Below are 19,036 nucleotides of genomic sequence, written 5' to 3'. Positions count from 1 at the left end.
ACAAGTCAATAGCCCGTGTACAAGATGTGTTGATGCGGCTATCGCCTAGCCAGCGCGATGGTTCGTTACAGCCAGCCAAACAGCCATTGCTGATTGTCGTGCAGCGCGTGCCAATCAATCCATTGGCTGCGTCGAGTGAGGACGGCCTGCAGCTCCACCTGCAGCAAAACGTCATTTTCATCCCTTAGGAGTTCCGTGACGAGAAAGTGCTTTTCCTTGTTCTGTGGTCGAGTAGCTGTCCATTTGGAAAGCAGCAGCTTGTCTGGATTGAATCGATTCATAGCGACTGGACACCGATGAGAGACTGGATGTGCATTGGCCACCTGTTTGCCAAGTTGTACATAGACTACGCTTGCACTACTAAGTTATACAGCAATCGATGGCTGTATAGGTGTAACATCAGAACGTAGCAGCTCGCGGAGTTATAGGCGCGGGCCCACAGCTGACTTGCGGAGGCCGCAATGAACATATTGCTCACCGGCGGGACCGGCCTGATCGGTCGTGCACTGTGTAAACACTGGTTGTCTCAGGGCCATCAGCTCTGGGTCTGGAGTCGGTCACCCGAGCAGGTGGCGGACCGTTGCGGCGAGTCGGTAACGGGCATCGGCGATCTGGGCGAGCTCGATCAGGTCCGGCTTGACGCGGTTATCAACCTTGCAGGTGCGCCGATTGCTGATCGTCCCTGGACCAAATCCCGCCGTCTGTTGCTTTGGAACAGCCGTATCAAGCTAACCGAGCAGTTGGTTGAATGGCTTGCAACCAGGCAACAAAAGCCTGCCCTGCTGATTTCAGGCTCGGCCGTCGGCTGGTATGGCGACGGTGGTGAGCGGGAACTGACCGAGGATGACAGTGCGGTCACCAACGATTTCGCTAGCCAGCTCTGCGCCGCCTGGGAGGAAAGTGCCACGCGAGCTGAGTCGTTGGGCATTCGTGTGGTGGTGGTCCGAACGGGGCTGGTGCTGGCAGCTCATGGCGGGTTCCTACAACGGCTCAGACCCTTGTTCGCGCTCGGGCTGGGAGGCAGGCAGGGTAGTGGTCGTCAGTGGATGCCGTGGATCCACATCAACGATCAGATCGGCTTGATAGATTTTCTGTTGCACCAGCCAGGTGCTGCTGGGCCCTACAATGCCTGCGCACCTCAGCCAGTGCGTAATGCCGACTTTGCCAAGGCGTACGCAGCGAGTTTGGGGCGACCAGCAGTTCTGCCGGTACCGGCGCTGGCCTTGAAGGTCGGTCTGGGTGAGCTGTCGGGTTTGATTCTAGGCGGTCAGAAAGCCCAGCCGTTGCGATTGCAGGCCGCGGGGTTCCAGTTTCGCTTCGTGACGTTGGATGCGGCATTGGCGGACCTGCGCAAGGCGTAGTCGCTATGTGAAAATAGCGCCGCGGCCAACGGGTTGCGGCGCGCTCCATTAAATCAGTAGTTGGAAAAGTGCATGTCAGAGCAGGCGTTGTTGTTGGTCAATCTGGGTTCTCCGGCGTCCACTGAAGTGGCTGATGTACGCCGCTATCTCAACCAGTTTCTGATGGATCCCTATGTCATCGACCTGCCTTGGCCAGTTCGCCGGTTGCTGGTCTCGCTGATCCTGATCAAGCGCCCGGAACAGTCCGCACATGCCTATGCGTCCATCTGGTGGCCAGAAGGATCACCACTGGTAGTGCTCAGTCAACGCCTTACCGACGCCGTCCGCCCGTACTGGAAAGAGGGCCCCGTGGAACTGGCGATGCGCTATGGCGAGCTGTCCATTGAGCGCTCGCTGCTGAAATTGGCCGGGCAGGGCATCCGGCAGGTAACCCTGGCGCCGTTGTATCCACAGTTTGCCGACAGCACCACGACCACCGTCATCGAAGAGGCGCGGCGGGTGATTCGTGAGCGAAACCTCGACATTCAGCTGTCGATACTGCAGCCGTTTTTCGACCAGCCGGAGTACCTTGATGCGCTGGTTGCGAGCGCTCAACCGCACCTGGAACAACCCTTCGACCACCTGCTGCTGAGCTTTCACGGCTTGCCTGAGCGGCATCTGCGCAAGACGGATCCAACCGGCGCGCATTGTCTGAAAACTGTTGATTGCTGCCAGCGTGCCGAAGGTGCCGTCCTCGCCAGTTGCTACCGCGCGCAGTGCATCCAGAGCGCCGCTGCGTTCGCCGAGCGCGCCGGCCTGCAGCCCGAACAGTGGTCGGTGTCGTTTCAGTCGCGACTGGGGCGTGCCAAGTGGATCGAACCCTATACCGAGGCGCACCTTGAAGAGCTGGCTGCCAGGGGGGTTAAGAAGTTGTTGGTGATGTGCCCAGCGTTCGTGGCCGACTGCATCGAAACGCTGGAGGAAATCGGTGATCGAGGCCGCGAACAGTTCGTGGCGGCCGGTGGCACGGATCTGCAGCTGGTCCCTTGCCTGAACACGCATGAACAGTGGGTGCAGGCTTTGATTACTCTGTGCCGCCGGGCGCCGCTGGCGTTGTAAGCGGCCCGTCTCGGCGTGAGGGTGCGGAAACGACCCTCACGTCACGGGTTCTAGCGCGAGCGCTTCGAATGCTTCCAGCGGAACGGGGCGGCTGAACAGATACCCCTGAAACATGTCGCAGCCATTGGCGATCAGCAATGTCCGCTGTTCCTCCGTCTCGACCCCTTCGGCAATCACCTCCAGCTTGAGCCCGGACGCGAGCGCACAGGTGGCCCGGATGATGGTCTGGCTGCTGGCATCTTCGACCAGCTGACGGACGAACGACTGGTCGATCTTCAGTTGATCGAGTGGTAGTCGCTGCAGATAGGCCATTGATGAGTAACCTGTGCCGAAGTCGTCAATCGAGAACCGAATGCCGTGCTGCTTCAGGGTTCTCATCCGAACCACCGCTTCTTCCATGTCATCGAGTAACAAGGACTCGGTGATTTCAAGCTTCAGCAGTCGCGGATTGGCGCCGGTACGCTGCAGCAAGGCTAGCACCCGATCGACGAAGTCGGCTTGGTAGAGCAGGCTCGCACTGAGGTTGACCGCGAGCGTCAGTGCCGCCCGGGATGGCTGTCTGGCCCACGTGGCGAGCTGCTCGCAAGCCTGGGTGAGGACTACGAAATCCAGTGCTTCGATCAGCCCCGCACGCTCAGCAGGCCCGATGAAGTGAACCGGGGTGAGCAAGCCGCGTTGCGGATGTTGCCAGCGCACCAGCACTTCAGCACCGACGAGTCCACGATGACGTTCGATCTGGGGCTGGAAATGAATTACGAACTCGCCGGCCGTCAAGCCACGCCGGATTTCGTCTTCCAGGCGCAGGCGCTCTTGCACGGCCTGCTGCATGCGCGGGTCGAAGAAGCGCAGGGCGTTTCTGCCGGCTTGTTTGGCTTCGTACATCGACATGTCGGCGCGCTTCATCAGCTCTTCCGCGTCACCGTCGTTGCTGTTGAGCAGTACCACGCCAATGCTGGCGCTGCTATGCACCAGTAGCGAGCCCAGTCGGTAAGGCTGACCAAGGGCCGAAAGGATCCTTTCGCCTATCTGCTCGGCCTGGGCTGCTGCGTATTCCGCCTTGGCATCCAGATCCTCGAGCATGACCACGAACTCATCACCTCCGAGGCGGGCAACGGTGTTGACGCCGCGGACCTCACCGCTCAGTCGTTCGGCCACCATGCAGAGCAGCTGGTCGCCGGCCTGGTGGCCATGAAGATCATTGATGTTCTTGAAGTTATCAAGATCGATGAACATCAACGCGCCGTACTGCTGGCTGCGTACAGTCGCGGCCAGGGCCTGCTTGAGACGATCAAGCAGCAACCGGCGGTTGGGCAGCCCGCTCAGGGGGTCATAGAACGCAAGATTATGGATCCGCTCTTCGGCTTGCTTGCGCTCGGTGATATCGGTAAACGCGGCCACGTAGTTGGAAACGGCGCCCTGGGCGTCGAGCACCGTGCTGATCGACAGCCATTCAGGGTACACCTCGCCGGTCTTACGTCGGTTCCAGATTTCACCCTGCCAGGCGCCGGTTTGCTGGATGCTGCGCCACATGGCCAGATAGAAATCGGGCGAGTGACGACCCGAGGCGAGTAGGCGCGTGTCTTGTCCGATGGCCTCGTCTGCACTGTAGCCGCTGATCTCGGTGAATGCCTGGTTGACCCGCAAGATGCGGTTCTTGGCATCGGTGATGATCATGCCCTGCTGTGACTCGAACGCGATCGAGGCGATGCGACGCTCCTGTTCGGCGCTGGCACGCTCGCTGATATCCCGGCTCAGGCAAACCACCGCTGGCTTGTACGGTTGCGCCAGTTGCAAGCGCTGGGCGCGCAATTCAAATACCTTCAGGCCGTCCACGGTCTGGGTGGAATATTCGAGCAGGCTGGGCGCGCCGTGGGACAGCGTTTCACGAATCAGTTCGCGGAAGCGTTCTGCCTGAAGGGGCGGGAGTACGTCCTCCACTGTCTTTCCGATCAGGCTTTGGTCGCCTTCCTGAAGCGGCGCGGAGCCGTCGGAGATCACTTCCAGGTAGCGGCCATCCTCATCAAGCACCAACAGCACGTCGGGAATCGCCTGGGTGATGGCCCTCAAACGCGCCTCACTGAGATGCATTGCACGTTCGATCTGGTCGCGTTTGAGCAGATCTGCCAATAGCAAACCCAACAGCATTACCGCCACTGGCAGCACCAGCAACATAGGCACCACAACCTGCTCAAGGGTAGGAGCTACCAGCTGTGCGGGTAACAGCAGCAGCGAGGCTACAACACCGCCATGTAACACCAGGCCAAAAAGTAGTAACTGGCAGGTGCCAATCCCGATCTGGCCCCGGCGGTGGAAATGGCGATAGCCAAGGCCCAAGACGATCGGCAGCAGTACGTTGATCAACCCGACCCAGACGCCCGGGCCGCCGACCCAAAGCCGATACGCGCCGGCAATCAGCCCAGCGATGCCCGCAGCGACCGGGCCTCCGAACAAGGCCGCCATGCTCAGCACGACAGTGCGTGCATCGAAGATGACCCCATCCTGCACGGAAATAGGCATCAGCATGCCGACGATGCAGGCACCGCCGAACCAGATGCCAGCAGTGCATTGCGCCCATCGCTGATGGCTTTGCCCCCAATGGCGCGCTGTAACGGAAAGCAGCCAGCAAAGCGCAAGGAGCACCGTTGCGTTTTCAACGAAAGCATAGGAAGTCAAGGAAGCGGATCCGGATTCAGCCGCCGTCCAGGTTGGCGGGAATGTAGTGGCAGATGGCAATTATTCGTGTTTTCCCGGCAGTCTGCATCAATAAATGCACTTGCCGGTCACAAACAAGGTGCCGCGACCTCAGGGTGTGGCTTATACCAAGCCTTATCGGCAGCCCTGAAGCAGGCTGAAGCGTCGTCGGGTGATAACTGACCTACGGTAAGCCGGTTAGCTCTGCAGGGCCGCCAGTTGCTCTCGGAGCTGCTGGACTTCGGCTTCAAGCTCGCGGACCCGCTGCTTGGCCTCGACTTCAGGGGTGACGTCTTTCTGGATGCCGATGTAATAGGTGAGCTGGTCACCTTCGTTGAATACGGGCGTGATGGACAGTTCATTCCAGAACGCACTGCCGTCCTTGCGGTAGTTACGGATGATCTGGCGGCAGGGCGTGTTGTTGCGAACCGCTTCGCGTATCGCCGCAAGACCTGGTTGGTCGCGGTCACCCGCCTGCAGGAAGCGGCAATCCTGGTAAAGGATGTCGTCGACCTCGTAGCCCGTCAGGCGCTGAAATGCGGGATTGGCGTAGATCAGGATATTGTCGTCACCTTCCTGCTCGGCTACCACGATACCGTCGTTGGAGGCTTCGATTACCAGTTGCAGCAGCTTGGCGTTGATCATCAGGGTGTCTCTTGTGCGTTTCACGGCATTCTAGAACAACTACCTGAAGGCTGGCACACGGCTTTTTGTAGCGAGGCGGTTCTGCTCTCTGGCCGCAACCATTGGCCGCCGAACAGCTGGCCGCGAAAGAGGTGTTCGCGAAACGGCGGAACTACTCGCTACGACGTGGCCGCCGTCGGCTGAAGTGCGGGGCGTCAATCTATGCCGAGTCCTCGGCGCGGGATAGGCAGCATGCCGGCGCCGAGCCAGAACGGTAGCAAGAATATTGATAACGAAAAGGCATTGGCGTGTATCGGATAGAGGGTCAGCTGCAGGTTGTCATTCAGTTGTCAAGCGGGCTCAGCGGCTCCCGGCAAGTGTGATCGAAACCGATTCGGCAAACCGCAGTGCGTGCGGCTTGTCGACCTCGACCTCGGCGTACTCGACGCTGGGCCGGCTCATGACCAAGTCCAGGATCTCCTGAGTCATGCGTTCCAGCAGGCTGAACCGGTTGCTCTCGACGTGGGCAATGACCGCTTTGGTCAGGGTCCGATAGTTCAGTGCGGTGTCTATGTCGTTGTCGCGTACCGCATCGACTGCCTTGTAGAGGACCGTCAGGTTGATCAGCACGTCCTGCTTGTTGAGGATTTCATCTTCGTTGATGCCGATGTAGGTGCGCAGACGCAAATCCTTGACCCGGATACGCGCTAAACCGGGTTCCAGCCGAGGCATCAGCGATTTCCTCCGATCAGCTGCAGGAACTCCATCCGGGTGGTACAGGATTCGCGGAACGCACCCAGCATCACCGAGGTGTTCATCAGCGAGTTCTGCTTCTCAACCCCGCGCATCATCATGCACATGTGCTTGGCTTCGATGACCACCGCAACGCCAGCCGCACGCGTCACTTCCTGAATCGCCTCGGCGATCTGGCGGGTGAGGTTTTCCTGAATTTGCAGGCGGCGTGCATACATGTCGACGATGCGTGCAATCTTGGACAGGCCGAGCACCTTGCCGGTCGGAATGTAAGCGACGTGTGCTTTGCCGATAAAGGGCAGCATATGGTGTTCACAGAGAGAATAGAGTTCGATGTCTCGGACGATGATCATCTCGTCGCTGTCCGAGGCGAACAGGGCTCCGTTGACCACTTCCTCCAGGCTCTTGCCATATCCATTACACAAGTACTGCATGGCCTTGGCGGCGCGTTTCGGGGTGTCGAGTAGGCCTTCGCGCTGTGGGTCTTCACCGACCCCCAGAAGTATTTGGTGAAAATGGCCGGGTAGTTCGTTCATGAGTGATCCTCTGGGAAGCCGTCCATAGGCAAACCATGCATGTTATTCGTGGCATAGGCGCCAGCTGAGCGCGGACCTGATCCTCGTCACTGGTTGATGCAAAGCTATACCAAATATTCATGATGTACAAGAATTAGCGGAAATCTGGCGCGGTGGAACTATCGCCAGGTTTCTCGTAAACCTTTGTTCACGGGGCGGCTGGCGATCCCGAGCAAATGTAGGACGAACGGTGCGGGCTCAAGCGAGCTTGCAGACTGTAGAGGTTTCGTTGCGCAACGGACTGGGAGTCAACGAGGACCGCAACGGTCCGTGCAGCGGCTGCTGCCGTCGGGATGGGGTAGCCAGCCGAGATAAGGCCGCGCCAGACTGAACAGCCAATAGGCAAGCAGCAGCAATGGCCGTAACGGCCGCCAGCCCAGCGGCGCGGCCCATTTCCCGAGGCCTGCCGCGCGCCAGCTCCAGTAGGTTGCGTCGAGGCCAGTCAGCCAGTGTCCGTCGGCGCTGCGCGCATGTAACTTGCTGCGGAGCTGGTCGAGGGTTCGGTCCTCGCTGACGAAACCAGGCGTGCTGATATCCACCAGCTGCAGGCACTCCTGCGTGGCATGACGCCGCAGCCAGATGACCTCGCGGGCGCAGAGCGGGCAGGCTCCGTCGACATAGAGCGTAAGCGGTAGTTTCGGAGACATTGCACAATCCTGTACTTGTATAACCTCTGTACAGCCTATGCCTGCAGACCCTGAGTTACAATGCGCCCATTCCCTTGCATGAGCTGTCCGCGTCATGACTGAATTTGCCCGTGCTTCTTCGCTGCTTTCGTCTTCATCGCTCAAGCAGGAAGAGTTGTTCCCGATCCGAGAGGTATCACGCCTTACCGGTGTCAATCCGGTCACACTGCGTGCCTGGGAGCGCCGCTATGGCTTGATCCAACCGACCCGCACCGAGAGCGGCCATCGTCTGTATTCGATGGCCGATGTCGAAGCGGTTCGCAGTATCGTGGCTTGGACGGAGCGCGGCGTGGCGGTGAGCAAAGTGGGCAGCATTCTGTCGCGCAGTGCCGCAACCCGAGCGGCGGTGCCGCCCGAGCAGCAGGAAGCCGTTGCTGGCGAATGGGGCGAATGGCAGGCTCAGGTGCAGCGGGCAATAAGCAGTTTCGACGAGAGCCGCCTCGATCAGGTCTATGGACAGATCTTCTCGACTTATCCATTACCGGTCGTGTTTCAGGATGTGCTGTTGCCGTTGTGGCAGCAGTTACTGGTGCGCCAGGACGAGTTCGGGCAGACCAGCGAGTGGCTCTTTTTTGACAATTTCTTGCGTGCCCGCGTGCTGCAGCGACTGCAACTTGCGCGAGCCCAGGCGGAAGATCGCGTGCTGCTGGCGGCTGTGCCAGGACAATGCCGCGAGCTGGAGCTATTGATCGCCGGCCTGCTGCTTTCCAGTGACGAGGTAGCCGCCAGTGTGTTGGCCATCGGCCAACCGCTGGATGAGCTGACCCTGATCTGCGAAAAGGTTCGCCCGCGCGCATTGGTGCTGTATTCCAATGTTCCGCCCAACGCAGCCTTGCTCAAGCAGTTTGCCAAGCTTGCACTCAGCCTCGACTGTCCTCTGGCCATGGCGGGTGAGGCCGCCGAGTTTTCCCAGGAAGGCCTGCGCGGGTCGCCCATTGCCTGCCTGGGTAATGCCGGCAAGCTGATGCAGCGCCGTCTGCTGCAGTTCCTCAATGGGCATCTGGACACCTGAAGACGGCCGGACTTGCCGGGCTGGCCCCAGGGTTTGATGCTTAAGCATCATTGTGCCAAGCGAACCTCGGCGCGATCCTCCCAGACTCACAGCCGGAACACGTCGCCCAATGCACTCGTCAGCCGATCCTGTCCAGCAACCGTCGCAAACTGTTCTTCCCAATGGGCTGCGCGTGCGCCTGATGCCGTTGCTTGGCAGCTCGCAGGCCGCAGCACTGGTGCGAGTCCACGCCGGTTCGCATGACGCGCCGAGCGCCTATCCAGGACTGGCGCATTTTCTTGAGCATCTGCTGTTTCTCGGCAGCCGGAATTACACTGCGGCAGAAGGTCTGATGCCCTTCGTTCAAGGATGCGGAGGGCAGCTGAACGCATCGACCCGTGAACGGCATACCGACTTTTTCTTTCAGCTGCCAGCCGACCAGCTCGAAGAGGGCTTGCGTCGTCTCGTAGATATGCTCGCCAATCCGCTGCTCGACCCAGGTGCGCAGCTGCGTGAACGCGAGGTGCTGCAGGCCGAATACCAAGCGCGTGCGCAGGACGCCGAAACGCTATGCGACGCGGCGCTCGGACACGCGATCGACCCAACCCATCCGTTCGCTGGCTTTCATGCAGGCAACCGCGACACGCTCCCGGTAGAGGACGCAGCCTTTCAGGAGGCTCTGCTTGGCTATCATCGGCGGTTTTACCACGCCGGCCAGATCGAGCTGCTACTTGCCGGGCCTCAGCACGAAGAGGTCTTGCAGTGTCTCGCCGAGCAAATGGACGCTGGGCTCGCCAGCCATCCCTTGGTGCGGCGCGAAGTCCCGCCTTTGCGCTGTAAGGCTAACGGCTGGTTTCGCTTGCAGCTCAGCAATGCTCAGCCACGCCTGTTGCTGGCGTTCGCGCTCGACGGATTGCCGGAGCACGCCGTACCGGCGCTGGATTATCTGTCCGCCTGGCTCGCGTCCGAAGCGCCAGGTGGGCTCACCCAACGCCTGCGTGATGCCGAATTGGTTCAATCGGTAAAGCTGCGCATCCCTTATTGGTATGCGGGGCAGGGCGTTGTGGTCGTGGAACTGTTGCCGACGGAGCGAGGAATGGCGGCACCGGCTGCGCTGGTCGAAGCCGTGCTCGACTGGTTGCGTTTCTTTTCCGACGATGCACATTGGCAGCCATGTCATGAGGAATATCAGCGCATCCGCCATCGAAGCCTGCAGAACGCCGAACCGCTGACACGGCTACGGTACTGGGTGGATCCGCTGGCTTGGAACCTCAACAGCGATGAAGCTGCGATCAAACAGGCGCTTTCATTGCTCTCGGCGCAGATGCTCGGTTGCGCGCCGCTGGTCCTTATCACCGACAGGACCAGCTGCGCAGCCATTGAAACCAGCGGCTTTCCGCTGCGCCTGCAGTCCGAACCGCCGCAGCGGACAGTGCCCGCTGACTGGGGCTGGCAACAGCCAGCTGCGAATCCCTGGTTAACACCCGGATTGCTGCGCTATGAAGCGGCTGATATCCCGCCTGCACTGCGTTGGCAGGGTCCGGAAGACATGAGCGGACAGGGCGCTTTGTTTTTACGCTGGCAGTTCATGCGAGGCGAGTCTTTCCCCGCCTTGTCGCACACCCTGACGCATGCGCTGCAGTCAGCTGCTTGGGCTGCCCAACAAGCTGGTGTAGCGCTGCGTTTCGAGGATCTCGGGGATGCCTGGTGCCTCAGGCTGGAAGGCTTTGCCGAGGCCATACCGGCAATTCTGAGCGACATAACGCCCGCGCTTAGCGCGCCGCCAGCTGCGGCGTTTACCGAGGGCCAAGCGCTGGCTGAACGCGACGCGGCACTCAGCAGCGATGTGATGCTGGTCCGGCAGCTGCTCAACCGCCTGCCTCGACTGCTGATGGACCCGACTGCGGTCCCAGGCCAGACCGCAGCTTTATCCTCATCCTCATCCTCATCCTCACTGGCTCGGCTGTGGCAAACGGCACAGTGGCAAGGCCTGGCCATCGGCTTCGCGTCGTCCATGAGCGGACCGCTGACCGATGCGATCCACACGCTGCCAGGAACACCCGCGCTATCTCCGGTCGCTCGCAGCGTGCCAGCAACGGTGAAACGCTGGCATGACGTCAGTAGCGCCGCCGCGATGCCCGAAACAGCATTTCTGCTGTTCTGCCCGTTGCCAGACCGTACCGCCAAATGCGAGGCCTCCTGGCGTGTGTTGGGGCGGCTGATCGAAGCTGACTTCTTCCGACGGTTACGGAGCGAGCTGCAACTGGGGTACGCCGTGTTCAGTCGCTTCTGTCAGTTCGGCGAGCACGCCGGGATGCTGTTCGCCGTGCAGTCACCGGCCGCCTCGGCCAACGAGATTCTCGATCACGTCGAGCAATTCCTCAGCGACAGCACAGTGAAACTGGCCGAACAAGATGACGATGTGATCGAGCGAGCCGCACGCCAAGCCAGCGACCGGCACGTAGCCAGCGCATCGGACTTCCGCGCCCAGTCCGAACAGGCATGGCAGAGTCTGCAAGCAGGACATGAGATTGATCGACCCATCGGGGTTGCCGCTGCGATGCGCACCCTTCAGCGACAGGATCTGACGGCGGCCCTGGAGGCACTGCGCTTGGCCCGCGCGGGCTGGGTGGCTGTCGCCAATGCGCCAGCACCTGATTCAGGCTGGGCCTGACGCCCAATCCCACCGCAACTTCACTCGGTAGTTTCGCTGTCTGACCAGCCTCCGGCGGCTTCGGAGCTGTTGTCTTGTGTCTGATGATCGACCTAAGCGTTACGGTGTACGACCTAAGCGCTAGTCCGAACGGAACGGCAGGGAGGGCCTTTCCGCTCGCATCAGTGGTCGTGGCGAAAGTATTAGCCAGTCGCCGCTATTGGAGCGTATGGCCCTTCGGTTGTGCTTTCGATAATCCGCCTCGACACGACTGCCTGTCGTCACATCAGCGGAGAGCGCCATGCACAACAAGAAGAAAGCGGTTACCACCTTACTGCCGTTGGCCTTAGCCAGCGCGATTGGCATGACCCTTAGCCAGTCGGCCGTTGCCGAAATCATGCTCTATGACAAGGATGACACCACCTTTACCGTCGACGGCTACTTCAACACCTTCTACGTCAGCAGCGATGTAGATCGTGCCGGGGAGCGGTTCGACCGGGACCAGTCCCGCGTGAAGATGGGTTTCCTGCCTAACTACATCGGTTTCAACTTCGGCAAGCAGCTCGAAGAACTCAAGGTCGGCGGTCGCTCCTCCTTCTGGGTCACCATCAACGACAGCGACACCAACGGCACCGAGACCGGTATCGACGTGCGCCAGTTCTACGGCACGGCGTCGAACGATCAGTGGGGCGAGGTGCTCTTCGGTAAGGATTTCGGCTTGTTCGGCCGGTCCAACATATTCCTTGACGAGATGCTGACCGGATACGGCCAGGTCAGCGACACCCTGGGTCTGGTTGATTTCGGCGGCGTGTCCTTCGGCAACATCGGCACGGGTTACCCGTACCCGTTCCCGACTTCCCAGGTGACCTATCGCTCGCCAGTGATGAGCGGCCTGCGTGTGGCAGTCGGCATCATGGACCCGGTCGATACCACGAACGATGCCAGCAGCGCGCTGGACGAGGCCTATCAGGACAGTCCACGTTTCGAAACCGAGATCACCTACCAGTTCGAAGTGGCAGGCGCTCAGATCTATTCGTGGGTCAACGGCATGCAGCAGACCTCGAAGAACACCGACAGCACCGTCGACGAGGTCGACTCCCAGGGCATCGGCTACGGCGTACAGGCCAAGATGGCTGGGTTCTCCGTCACTGCGTCAGGCTTCCAGGCCGAGGGTATCAACCCGTTCTATACCAACAACGCAGGCGAAGCCCAGCTGCGTGACGTCGACAGCGACGGCTACCTGCTGCAAGGCTCGTACTCGTTCGGCAAGAACCGCATCGCGCTGTCATCCGGCAAGACCAAGGATGACGGCAATGGACTAGGAACGGCGGCCGATTACGAAACCCGGGGCATCGCGTATTTCCGCACCATCAATGACAACCTGAAACTGGTGGCGGAAGTGAACCAGTTCGAGTTGACCGGTCGGGATACCAGCGCCATCGACGAGGACACGCGTACCTACGCCATTGGTGCCGCGTTGAGCTTCTAACCCAGCCTGCGACAACCAGACGGATGCCTTTCGAGGGCATCCGTTTTTTTTATTCAGTGCGCCACGAGCAGCTGCGGCAATAAGCCCGGTACTGTTTCGCCGCTTTGCTACCTTGGCAGGCCGCAGGTGGTACTGAAGTAGCATGTTCGTACCCCATGCCCTGACCAAGAATGGGGTCATACGATAACGGTGTATGGGGTGGCGTGCGTGGTCGAGCAAGAATCCTTAGCGGTGCGCACAGCGATGTCTGAATCGCGGGACGCCGAAACGGTGGCCCAGGACCTGGCTCGCCAGCTGATTCACCCGTATCTCGGCTTCGTCTTGTTTTTCTGCTCTGCCGAGTACGATTTGCCAGCACTGGGTAATGCGTTGCACCAGTACTTCGGTGGTGTACGCATGGTGGGCTGTACATCGGCTGGAGAGATCACCCCCCAGGGCTACGGCCGCAGCTGCGTAACGGCGGTCGGCTTCGATCACCGCAACTTTTCCATCGCCTGCGAGCTGATCGACGAGATGGACCGCTTCAGCCTCACCGATGCGCAGCAATTGGTCGAACGGCTGGGCAGCGATTGCCGCAGCAACTCGCTGGCGCCGATCAAGGACCACAGTTTTGCCTTGACCCTGCTTGATGGGCTGTCCAGTCGCGAGGAGATCGTGCTGTCGGCGCTCAGTGCCGCCTTTGGCAGCATTCCGCATTTCGGCGGCTCGGCCGGCGATGACAATCACCTGACCGACACTCATGTCTATTACGACGGCAAGTTTCACAGCGGGGCGGCGGCGGTCGTGCTGATCAACACCTGGATGGATTTCGAGGTGTTCACCACACATCACATGCTGCCGCGCACCGAGAAGCTGGTGGTGACGCGCGTGGACAGTCACGCTCGTCGCGTCTACGAACTGAACGCAGAACCCGCTGCCGAGGAATATGCACGGCTGGTCGGCGTCGAGGTCAGCGATCTCGATCACCAACTGTTCGCTGCGCATCCGCTGGCAGTGCGCATCAACGAGAACTACTACGTCCGCTCGATCCAGAAGGTCAACGATGACCTCAGCCTGACGTTTTATTGCGCCGTGGAGAACGGCATCGTGATGACCGCGATGCGTCCTGGCCCGCTGATGCCCAACCTCGAAGCCTTATTCGAACGTCTCGAACAGCGTCTCGGCCCGCCCTTGCTGACCATCGGCTGCGACTGCTTTCTGCGGCGGCTGGAGATCGACGGTAACGGCTCCAGCGACGACATCTCAGCCTTCCTACGACGCCAGCAGGTGATTGGCTTCAACACCTATGGAGAGCAGTTCAATGGCATGCATATCAACCAGACCTTCACTGGCGTCGCCATCGGACGGCCAGGTGGACGCGCTGGAGAAAAAGGTGCTCGTTGAGCGACTCGATCGGCAGGCCGAACTCGAGCGCGAAAACCACAAGCTGCGGCGGATCAATGCGGCACTGATCGAGCGTATCGAGTCCAGCAGTACCGGGCGCGACGCGTCATACGCCGCCTTCCAGCATTCAGTCGAACTGGCTGAACAAGTGCGCGAACGCACCGATGCGTTGAATCAGGCGATGGCCGAACTGAAGGCCAGCAACCGTTTGCTCAGCGATGCACGCCTGCGGGCGGAAACCGCTCATCAGCATTTGGTCGACGCAATCGAGAGCATTTCCGATGCCTTCGTGCTGTTCGACAAGGACCAGCGCATCGTTCTGTTCAACAAGCGCTTCAAGTCGCTCTGGAGCCGAACGCGCGCGCGCATCAACAGCGGTACGCGGCTGTCGGAGCTGAAGCGGTTGGCCGAAAGCAGCGGGCTGATCGCCGAGGAACACCGCGGTAAGGCCAACGAGCCCACCGTCTACCGGCTGCAGAACGGCCGCTGGGTGCAGGTCAGCGAGCGTCCCACGCGCGAAGGTGGCCTGGTGATGCTCTACACCGATATCACCGAGGTGAAGATCAGCGAGACGATGCGTCGCGAGCAGGCCCTGGCGCAGAAGTCCCGCTTGTTGCAGCGTGCCGTAGATAACCTCTCGCAGGGCGTGGCGATGGTCAGCGCCGATGGAGGTCTGGAGCTGTGGAACGGCCGCTTCCTGGAACTCTGCGGCTTGGCGCCCATCGAGGCGCACCGGCCATTCGATGAAGTGATGGCTGACAGTGAGCTGAAGCTGCTGACACCCAACACTCGGGACGCCGATGGTCAGCCTCTGACTGAGCTCGAACAGCACCTGTTCGATGGTCGCACGCTTGAGGTCCGCACCCATCCGCTACCCACCGGCGGCTTCGTCAACACCTTTACCGACATCACTGAGCGTTACCGCCACGCCGAGGCGCTGCGCGAGAGCGAGCGCTGGATCCGCCTGATTACTGACCACGTGCCGGCGCTGATCGCCTATGTCTCGGCTGACCTGACTTACGAATTCACCAACAAGGTCTACGAGGAGTGGTATCGCTGGCCCAGCGAAGGCATGCTCGGCCAATCGTTGCGTGACATCCACAGCGGTGAGCACTGGCAGCAGCTCGAACCCTATATCGACAGAGCCCTGTGCGGCGAAAGCGTCAGCTTCGAGATGGCCGAGCACAACCACTCGGGGCAGCAGCGTTACATGCTGCGCTCTTACGTACCGAACCGTCAGGCTAGCGGCGAGGTCGTCGGCATCTTCGTGCTGATTCAAGACATCACGGATCGCCGGCGCACCGCGGAGGCGCTGCACCAGGCCTACCAGAACCTCGAACAACGCGTCCGTGAGCGCACGGCTGAGCTCACCAGCCTGAACGACCAGCTGCTGTGTGAAATCGACGAACGCGCCCATGCCGAGGCGCGGCTGCGTGAAGCCAAGCGGGAGGCGGAGCTGGCCAACCTGTCGAAAACCAAGTTTCTTGCCGCAGTGAGTCACGACCTGCTGCAGCCGTTGAACGCTGCTCGGCTGTTCACCAGCGCATTGCTGGAGCAACCCACCGCACCCAGTGGCGGGCTGATCCGCAACATCAGCAACTCCCTGGAAGACGTCGAAAACCTGCTTGGCACGCTGGTCGATATATCAAAGCTAGATGCCGGCGTGATCAAGCCGGATATCGCCCCGTTTGCCGTCAGCCAGTTGCTGGAAAACCTGGCGGCGGAGTTTCACCAGATCGCAGGCAGCGAGCAGCTGCAGCTGGACTTCATACCCTGTTCAGCGCTGGTGCGCAGCGATATCCAGTTGTTGGCGCGGATCCTGCGCAACCTGCTGACCAATGCCATTCGCTACACCCCGCATGGCCGCGTGATGCTGGGTTGCCGCCGCCGCAGGCAGAGCCTGTCGATCGAGGTATGGGACACCGGCATCGGCATTCCTGAGGACAAGCTCGAAGAGATCTTTCACGAATTCAAACGCGGCGAGGGCGTGCGTCCTCAGCAGGATCGCGGGCTTGGTCTGGGTCTGGCGATTGTGGAGAAGATCGCGCGCATGCTCGGTCATCGGATTCAGGTGAAGTCGGTTCCGGGGAAGGGGTCCAAATTCGCTATCGAAGTGCCGCTGGCCAAGCGGGCGCCGAAGGCGAGCGTGGAGCCGTCTGTTACTGATCTGCTACTCGAACGGCTCAAAGGTGCGCGGGTCTGGGTGCTGGATAACGACACCGCGATCTGTGCCGGCATGCGCACCCTATTGGAGGGCTGGGGGTGTCATGTTGTGACGGCGTTGTCGGAGCAGGATTTGGCCGGGCAGGTCGATAACTTCCATGCCGATGCAGATCTAATCATCGCCGACTACCACCTCGACAACGGCTGCAACGGCGTCGATGTGGTCGAGACAGTCAACGCGCGGCGTGCCAGCCCACTACCGGCGCTGATGATTACGGCCAACTACAGCAACGAACTCAAACAGCAGGTGCGGGAGTTGGGCCACATGCTGATGCACAAGCCGGTGCGGCCGATGAAGCTGAAGACTGCCATGTGCCACATGATGGAGCACGGCCATTCTTAGAACAGCGCCAGGCTCGATCGACAAGTGCTCGGCGTCGCTGACGCCGTTAGCCAATCGCTAGGCGCGAGCCCCGTGATCGCCAGCAAGCTGGCTCCTACATAGGGTGGCGGAGGCCGTATCGTATTACGGGAGGTCCTGCGTTTACGACTTGGTGAACGTCACACACAAAGCAGACGGTAGGGCGCAGTCTCGTAGGAGCGAGCTTGCTCGCGATCCGCTGCTACGCGGGATCCCCTTGATCGCCAGCAAGCTGGCTCCTACGGGATGCGGCGTCAGGCAGTGATCCGGGTCCTACAAGGGATTAGGTTTATCGCAGAGGCGAGCGTAGCTGCGTGGGTGTTGGTTATCACCTGCGCAGATACGCGGTGAAGTCGATATCACCCGCCGAGAGGATGGCTTGTACGCGGTTGTGCACGTTGAGCTTGCGCAGGATGGCCGAGACATGAGCCTTGACCGTGGTTTCGGCGATATCGAGGTTGTAGGCAATCTGCTTGTTGGATTCGCCCTTGGTCATGCGTTCCAGCACCAGTAGCTGCTTGCGGGTCAGTGCCTGCAACAGCTCGGGCGCGATGCTCTGTTCGTTGTGCTGGGAGCGGCGGGTATTGGCTTTCTGGCTGCGGATGATGTCCGAAGGCAGGTAGACATTGCCGTTGAGGATTTGCTCGATGGCTTCGGTCATCTGCGCGCGTGGCGATGACTTGGTGATGAAGCCGCACGCGCCGTAGGTGATGGCCTGCAGCACCACTTGCTTGTCCTGCTCGGCAGACACGATCACCACTGGAATGGTCGGCGCCTCGTTGCGCATGTTGATCAGGCCGTTCAGGCCGTGCATGCCGGGCATATTCAGGTCGAGCAGCACCAGGTCGAGATCGTCATTTTCCAGCGTCATCGCCAGCGCACTGTCCAGATCGGCGGTTTCAAGGATCTCGCTGCCTGGAAAGCCGTCCTGGATGACGTTATGGATGGCTTCACGAAAAAGCGGGTGGTCATCAGCGATCAGTATCTTGTACATGGCCGGTCACCTCATTGTTGTGATTATGGTGGGGTAGATCGGAAGAGACCTTTGGTGTGCGCGGCTTCGGTCGACAATGGCAGCCATTGTGCGGCGCCTATTCGATCAGAAGCTGTTCACCCGTAAGCTTGCCCAGTCCGGGGAGAGAAAACCATCGGCGCAAACAGCCGTGGCGTCATCTGCACTGCAAGCCCCTGCGATCTGCAGCGAACCCGGTTGGCTTTGGCATGCCCAGCTTTTCAGTACTTCGGTCGGCCACATTACAGTGCAAAGTGCAGCGGTTTGAAATCCTACGATCGACAGGGAAATCAGTACTAAAGTAGCAGAGAACGGCTTAGGTAGCCCGGCGTAGCGCGGCGTGCTGCGGATTGAAACTGAGCACCGCAAGCAGACTGAAGAGCAGCGTCAGGCCAAGGCACACCGCCAGCGCCAGCGGATTGAGCCGTTCATACAGTGCAAAGCGAACCAACTCCACCGCGTAGGTAAAGGGGTTAAACGAGCAGATCCAGAACAACCATTCACTGGCTTCGCGCATTTTCCAGAGTGGATAGAGCGCCGACGACAGAAAAAACATCGGGAAGATGACGAAATTCATCACCCCGGCGAAGTTTTCCAGCTGCCGAATGCCGTTGGATAACAACAGCCCCAGCGCACTCAGCAGCAGCGCCACCAGCAAGAGGGCTGGTAGCGCTGTCAGCAGGCCGGCCGCAGGCGGTTGGACGCCGTAGAACCAGGCGATAAGTAGGAACGCATAGACCTGCAGCAGCGAGATCAGCGCAGTCGCCAATAGCTTGCTCGCCAGCAGAAAACTGCGCGGCAGCGGACTGGTCAGCAGCACGCGCATGCTGCCCATCTCGCGGTCGTACACCATAGAGAGGGAGCCCTGCATGCCGTTGAACAGCAGAATCATGCACGCCAGCCCCGGAACGATCCACGTCTCGTAGGTGATATAGGTCTCGTAGGGCTCGATAATCGCGATGCCCAGTGCGGCACGGAATCCGGCTGCGAACACCACCAGCCAGAGCAGGGGGCGCACCAGGGCGCTGAAGAACCGTGAGCGCTGCTGAACGAAGCGCAGCCACTCGCGAAACACGATTGCCCGCAGGCATTCCCAATAGGGGGTCATGGCCGGGATTCCTGATTTGAGGTGGGGC

At 60.3% G+C, this 19,036-nt stretch carries 15 protein-coding genes; 7 read left to right on the top strand and 8 right to left on the bottom strand.

Features of this window, described 5'->3' with window-relative positions:
• Window positions 1–65: 65 nt before the first annotated feature.
• Complete coding sequence (locus tag RT21_RS01890; protein ID WP_046161357.1) at window positions 66–281, bottom strand: TIGR02450 family Trp-rich protein; 216 nt, start codon at window positions 279–281, stop codon at window positions 66–68.
• A 180-nt stretch (window positions 282–461) separates the two neighbouring features.
• On the opposite strand from RT21_RS01890, the gene RT21_RS01885 reads away from it, so the two are divergent.
• On the top strand, window positions 462–1,361 hold the full coding sequence (locus tag RT21_RS01885) for a TIGR01777 family oxidoreductase (RefSeq protein ID WP_046161356.1): 900 nt from the start codon (window positions 462–464) through the stop codon (window positions 1,359–1,361).
• 72 nt (window positions 1,362–1,433) lie between these two features.
• On the top strand, window positions 1,434–2,459 hold the full coding sequence (gene hemH / locus RT21_RS01880) for a ferrochelatase (protein ID WP_046161355.1): 1,026 nt from the start codon (window positions 1,434–1,436) through the stop codon (window positions 2,457–2,459).
• A 36-nt stretch (window positions 2,460–2,495) separates the two neighbouring features.
• Here the strand turns inward: hemH and RT21_RS01875 are convergent, their stop codons facing one another.
• From RT21_RS01875 to RT21_RS01855, 5 genes are all read right to left on the bottom strand, one after another.
• Window positions 2,496–5,132: an EAL domain-containing protein gene (locus tag RT21_RS01875; RefSeq protein ID WP_046161354.1), complete on the bottom strand. Its 2,637-nt coding sequence runs from the start codon at window positions 5,130–5,132 to the stop codon at window positions 2,496–2,498.
• 216 nt (window positions 5,133–5,348) lie between these two features.
• A complete protein-coding gene (locus tag RT21_RS01870; RefSeq protein WP_046161353.1) occupies window positions 5,349–5,795 on the bottom strand; it encodes a PAS sensor domain-containing protein in 447 nt (148 codons plus the stop codon).
• 339 nt (window positions 5,796–6,134) lie between these two features.
• Entirely contained in the window at window positions 6,135–6,506 is a 372-nt protein-coding gene (folX, locus tag RT21_RS01865) for a dihydroneopterin triphosphate 2'-epimerase (protein WP_046161352.1), read from the bottom strand.
• Window positions 6,506–7,063, bottom strand: a complete 558-nt coding sequence (folE, locus tag RT21_RS01860) for a GTP cyclohydrolase I FolE (protein ID WP_045427123.1) — start codon at window positions 7,061–7,063, stop codon at window positions 6,506–6,508. Before folE ends, folX begins: the two co-directional genes overlap by 1 nt.
• A 287-nt stretch (window positions 7,064–7,350) precedes the next feature.
• Window positions 7,351–7,749, bottom strand: coding sequence for a thiol-disulfide oxidoreductase DCC family protein (locus RT21_RS01855; protein WP_046161351.1), 399 nt, complete (start codon window positions 7,747–7,749; stop codon window positions 7,351–7,353).
• A gap of 94 nt (window positions 7,750–7,843) precedes the next feature.
• Here RT21_RS01855 and RT21_RS01850 point away from each other — a divergent pair, with 94 nt between their 5' ends.
• The 5 genes from RT21_RS01850 (at window position 7,844) to nahK (ending at window position 16,870) form a co-directional block, all read left to right on the top strand.
• Entirely contained in the window at window positions 7,844–8,800 is a 957-nt protein-coding gene (locus tag RT21_RS01850) for a MerR family transcriptional regulator (protein WP_046161350.1), read from the top strand.
• 109 nt (window positions 8,801–8,909) lie between these two features.
• A complete protein-coding gene (gene pqqF, locus RT21_RS01845; protein ID WP_046161349.1) occupies window positions 8,910–11,453 on the top strand; it encodes a pyrroloquinoline quinone biosynthesis protein PqqF in 2,544 nt (847 codons plus the stop codon).
• A 280-nt stretch (window positions 11,454–11,733) separates the two neighbouring features.
• Window positions 11,734–12,921 (top strand): porin, encoded by a 1,188-nt coding sequence (locus RT21_RS01840; protein ID WP_045427131.1) that lies wholly within the window; start codon window positions 11,734–11,736, stop codon window positions 12,919–12,921.
• 243 nt (window positions 12,922–13,164) lie between these two features.
• A complete protein-coding gene (gene nosP, locus RT21_RS01835; protein WP_234463642.1) occupies window positions 13,165–14,304 on the top strand; it encodes a nitric oxide-sensing protein NosP in 1,140 nt (379 codons plus the stop codon).
• On the top strand, window positions 14,222–16,870 hold the full coding sequence (nahK, locus tag RT21_RS01830) for a hybrid sensor histidine kinase/response regulator NahK/ErcS' (protein WP_101153214.1): 2,649 nt from the start codon (window positions 14,222–14,224) through the stop codon (window positions 16,868–16,870). Before nosP ends, nahK begins: the two co-directional genes overlap by 83 nt.
• 346 nt (window positions 16,871–17,216) lie before the next feature.
• On the opposite strand, the gene RT21_RS01825 is transcribed toward nahK, so the two are convergent.
• Together RT21_RS01825 and RT21_RS01820 are read right to left on the bottom strand one after the other, a co-directional pair.
• Window positions 17,217–17,882 (bottom strand): response regulator transcription factor, encoded by a 666-nt coding sequence (locus RT21_RS01825; protein WP_046161347.1) that lies wholly within the window; start codon window positions 17,880–17,882, stop codon window positions 17,217–17,219.
• 334 nt (window positions 17,883–18,216) lie between these two features.
• Entirely contained in the window at window positions 18,217–19,008 is a 792-nt protein-coding gene (locus RT21_RS01820) for an ABC transporter permease (RefSeq protein ID WP_045427139.1), read from the bottom strand.
• Between the last annotated feature and the right edge of the window lie 28 nt (window positions 19,009–19,036).

It is taken from the genome of Pseudomonas sp. 10B238 (genome assembly GCF_000970615.1).
GTDB lineage: Bacteria > Pseudomonadota > Gammaproteobacteria > Pseudomonadales > Pseudomonadaceae > Stutzerimonas.
The sequence above is the reverse complement of the archived record's forward strand: the minus strand, read 5'-3'. Positions and strand labels throughout refer to the sequence as shown.

Coding starts and splice junctions, on each gene's coding strand:
- folX (WP_046161352.1), bottom strand. CDS start 6,506: ATGCCTCGGCTGGAACCCGGTTTAGCGCGTATCCGGGTCAAGGATTTG.
- RT21_RS01855 (WP_046161351.1), bottom strand. CDS start 7,749: ATGTCTCCGAAACTACCGCTTACGCTCTATGTCGACGGAGCCTGCCCG.
- RT21_RS01825 (WP_046161347.1), bottom strand. CDS start 17,882: ATGTACAAGATACTGATCGCTGATGACCACCCGCTTTTTCGTGAAGCC.
- folE (WP_045427123.1), bottom strand. CDS start 7,063: ATGAACGAACTACCCGGCCATTTTCACCAAATACTTCTGGGGGTCGGT.
- RT21_RS01870 (WP_046161353.1), bottom strand. CDS start 5,795: ATGATCAACGCCAAGCTGCTGCAACTGGTAATCGAAGCCTCCAACGAC.
- nosP (WP_234463642.1), top strand. CDS start 13,165: ATGTCTGAATCGCGGGACGCCGAAACGGTGGCCCAGGACCTGGCTCGC.
- nahK (WP_101153214.1), top strand. CDS start 14,222: ATGGCATGCATATCAACCAGACCTTCACTGGCGTCGCCATCGGACGGC.
- hemH (WP_046161355.1), top strand. CDS start 1,434: ATGTCAGAGCAGGCGTTGTTGTTGGTCAATCTGGGTTCTCCGGCGTCC.
- RT21_RS01820 (WP_045427139.1), bottom strand. CDS start 19,008: ATGACCCCCTATTGGGAATGCCTGCGGGCAATCGTGTTTCGCGAGTGG.
- RT21_RS01885 (WP_046161356.1), top strand. CDS start 462: ATGAACATATTGCTCACCGGCGGGACCGGCCTGATCGGTCGTGCACTG.
- RT21_RS01890 (WP_046161357.1), bottom strand. CDS start 281: ATGAATCGATTCAATCCAGACAAGCTGCTGCTTTCCAAATGGACAGCT.
- pqqF (WP_046161349.1), top strand. CDS start 8,910: ATGCACTCGTCAGCCGATCCTGTCCAGCAACCGTCGCAAACTGTTCTT.
- RT21_RS01840 (WP_045427131.1), top strand. CDS start 11,734: ATGCACAACAAGAAGAAAGCGGTTACCACCTTACTGCCGTTGGCCTTA.
- RT21_RS01850 (WP_046161350.1), top strand. CDS start 7,844: ATGACTGAATTTGCCCGTGCTTCTTCGCTGCTTTCGTCTTCATCGCTC.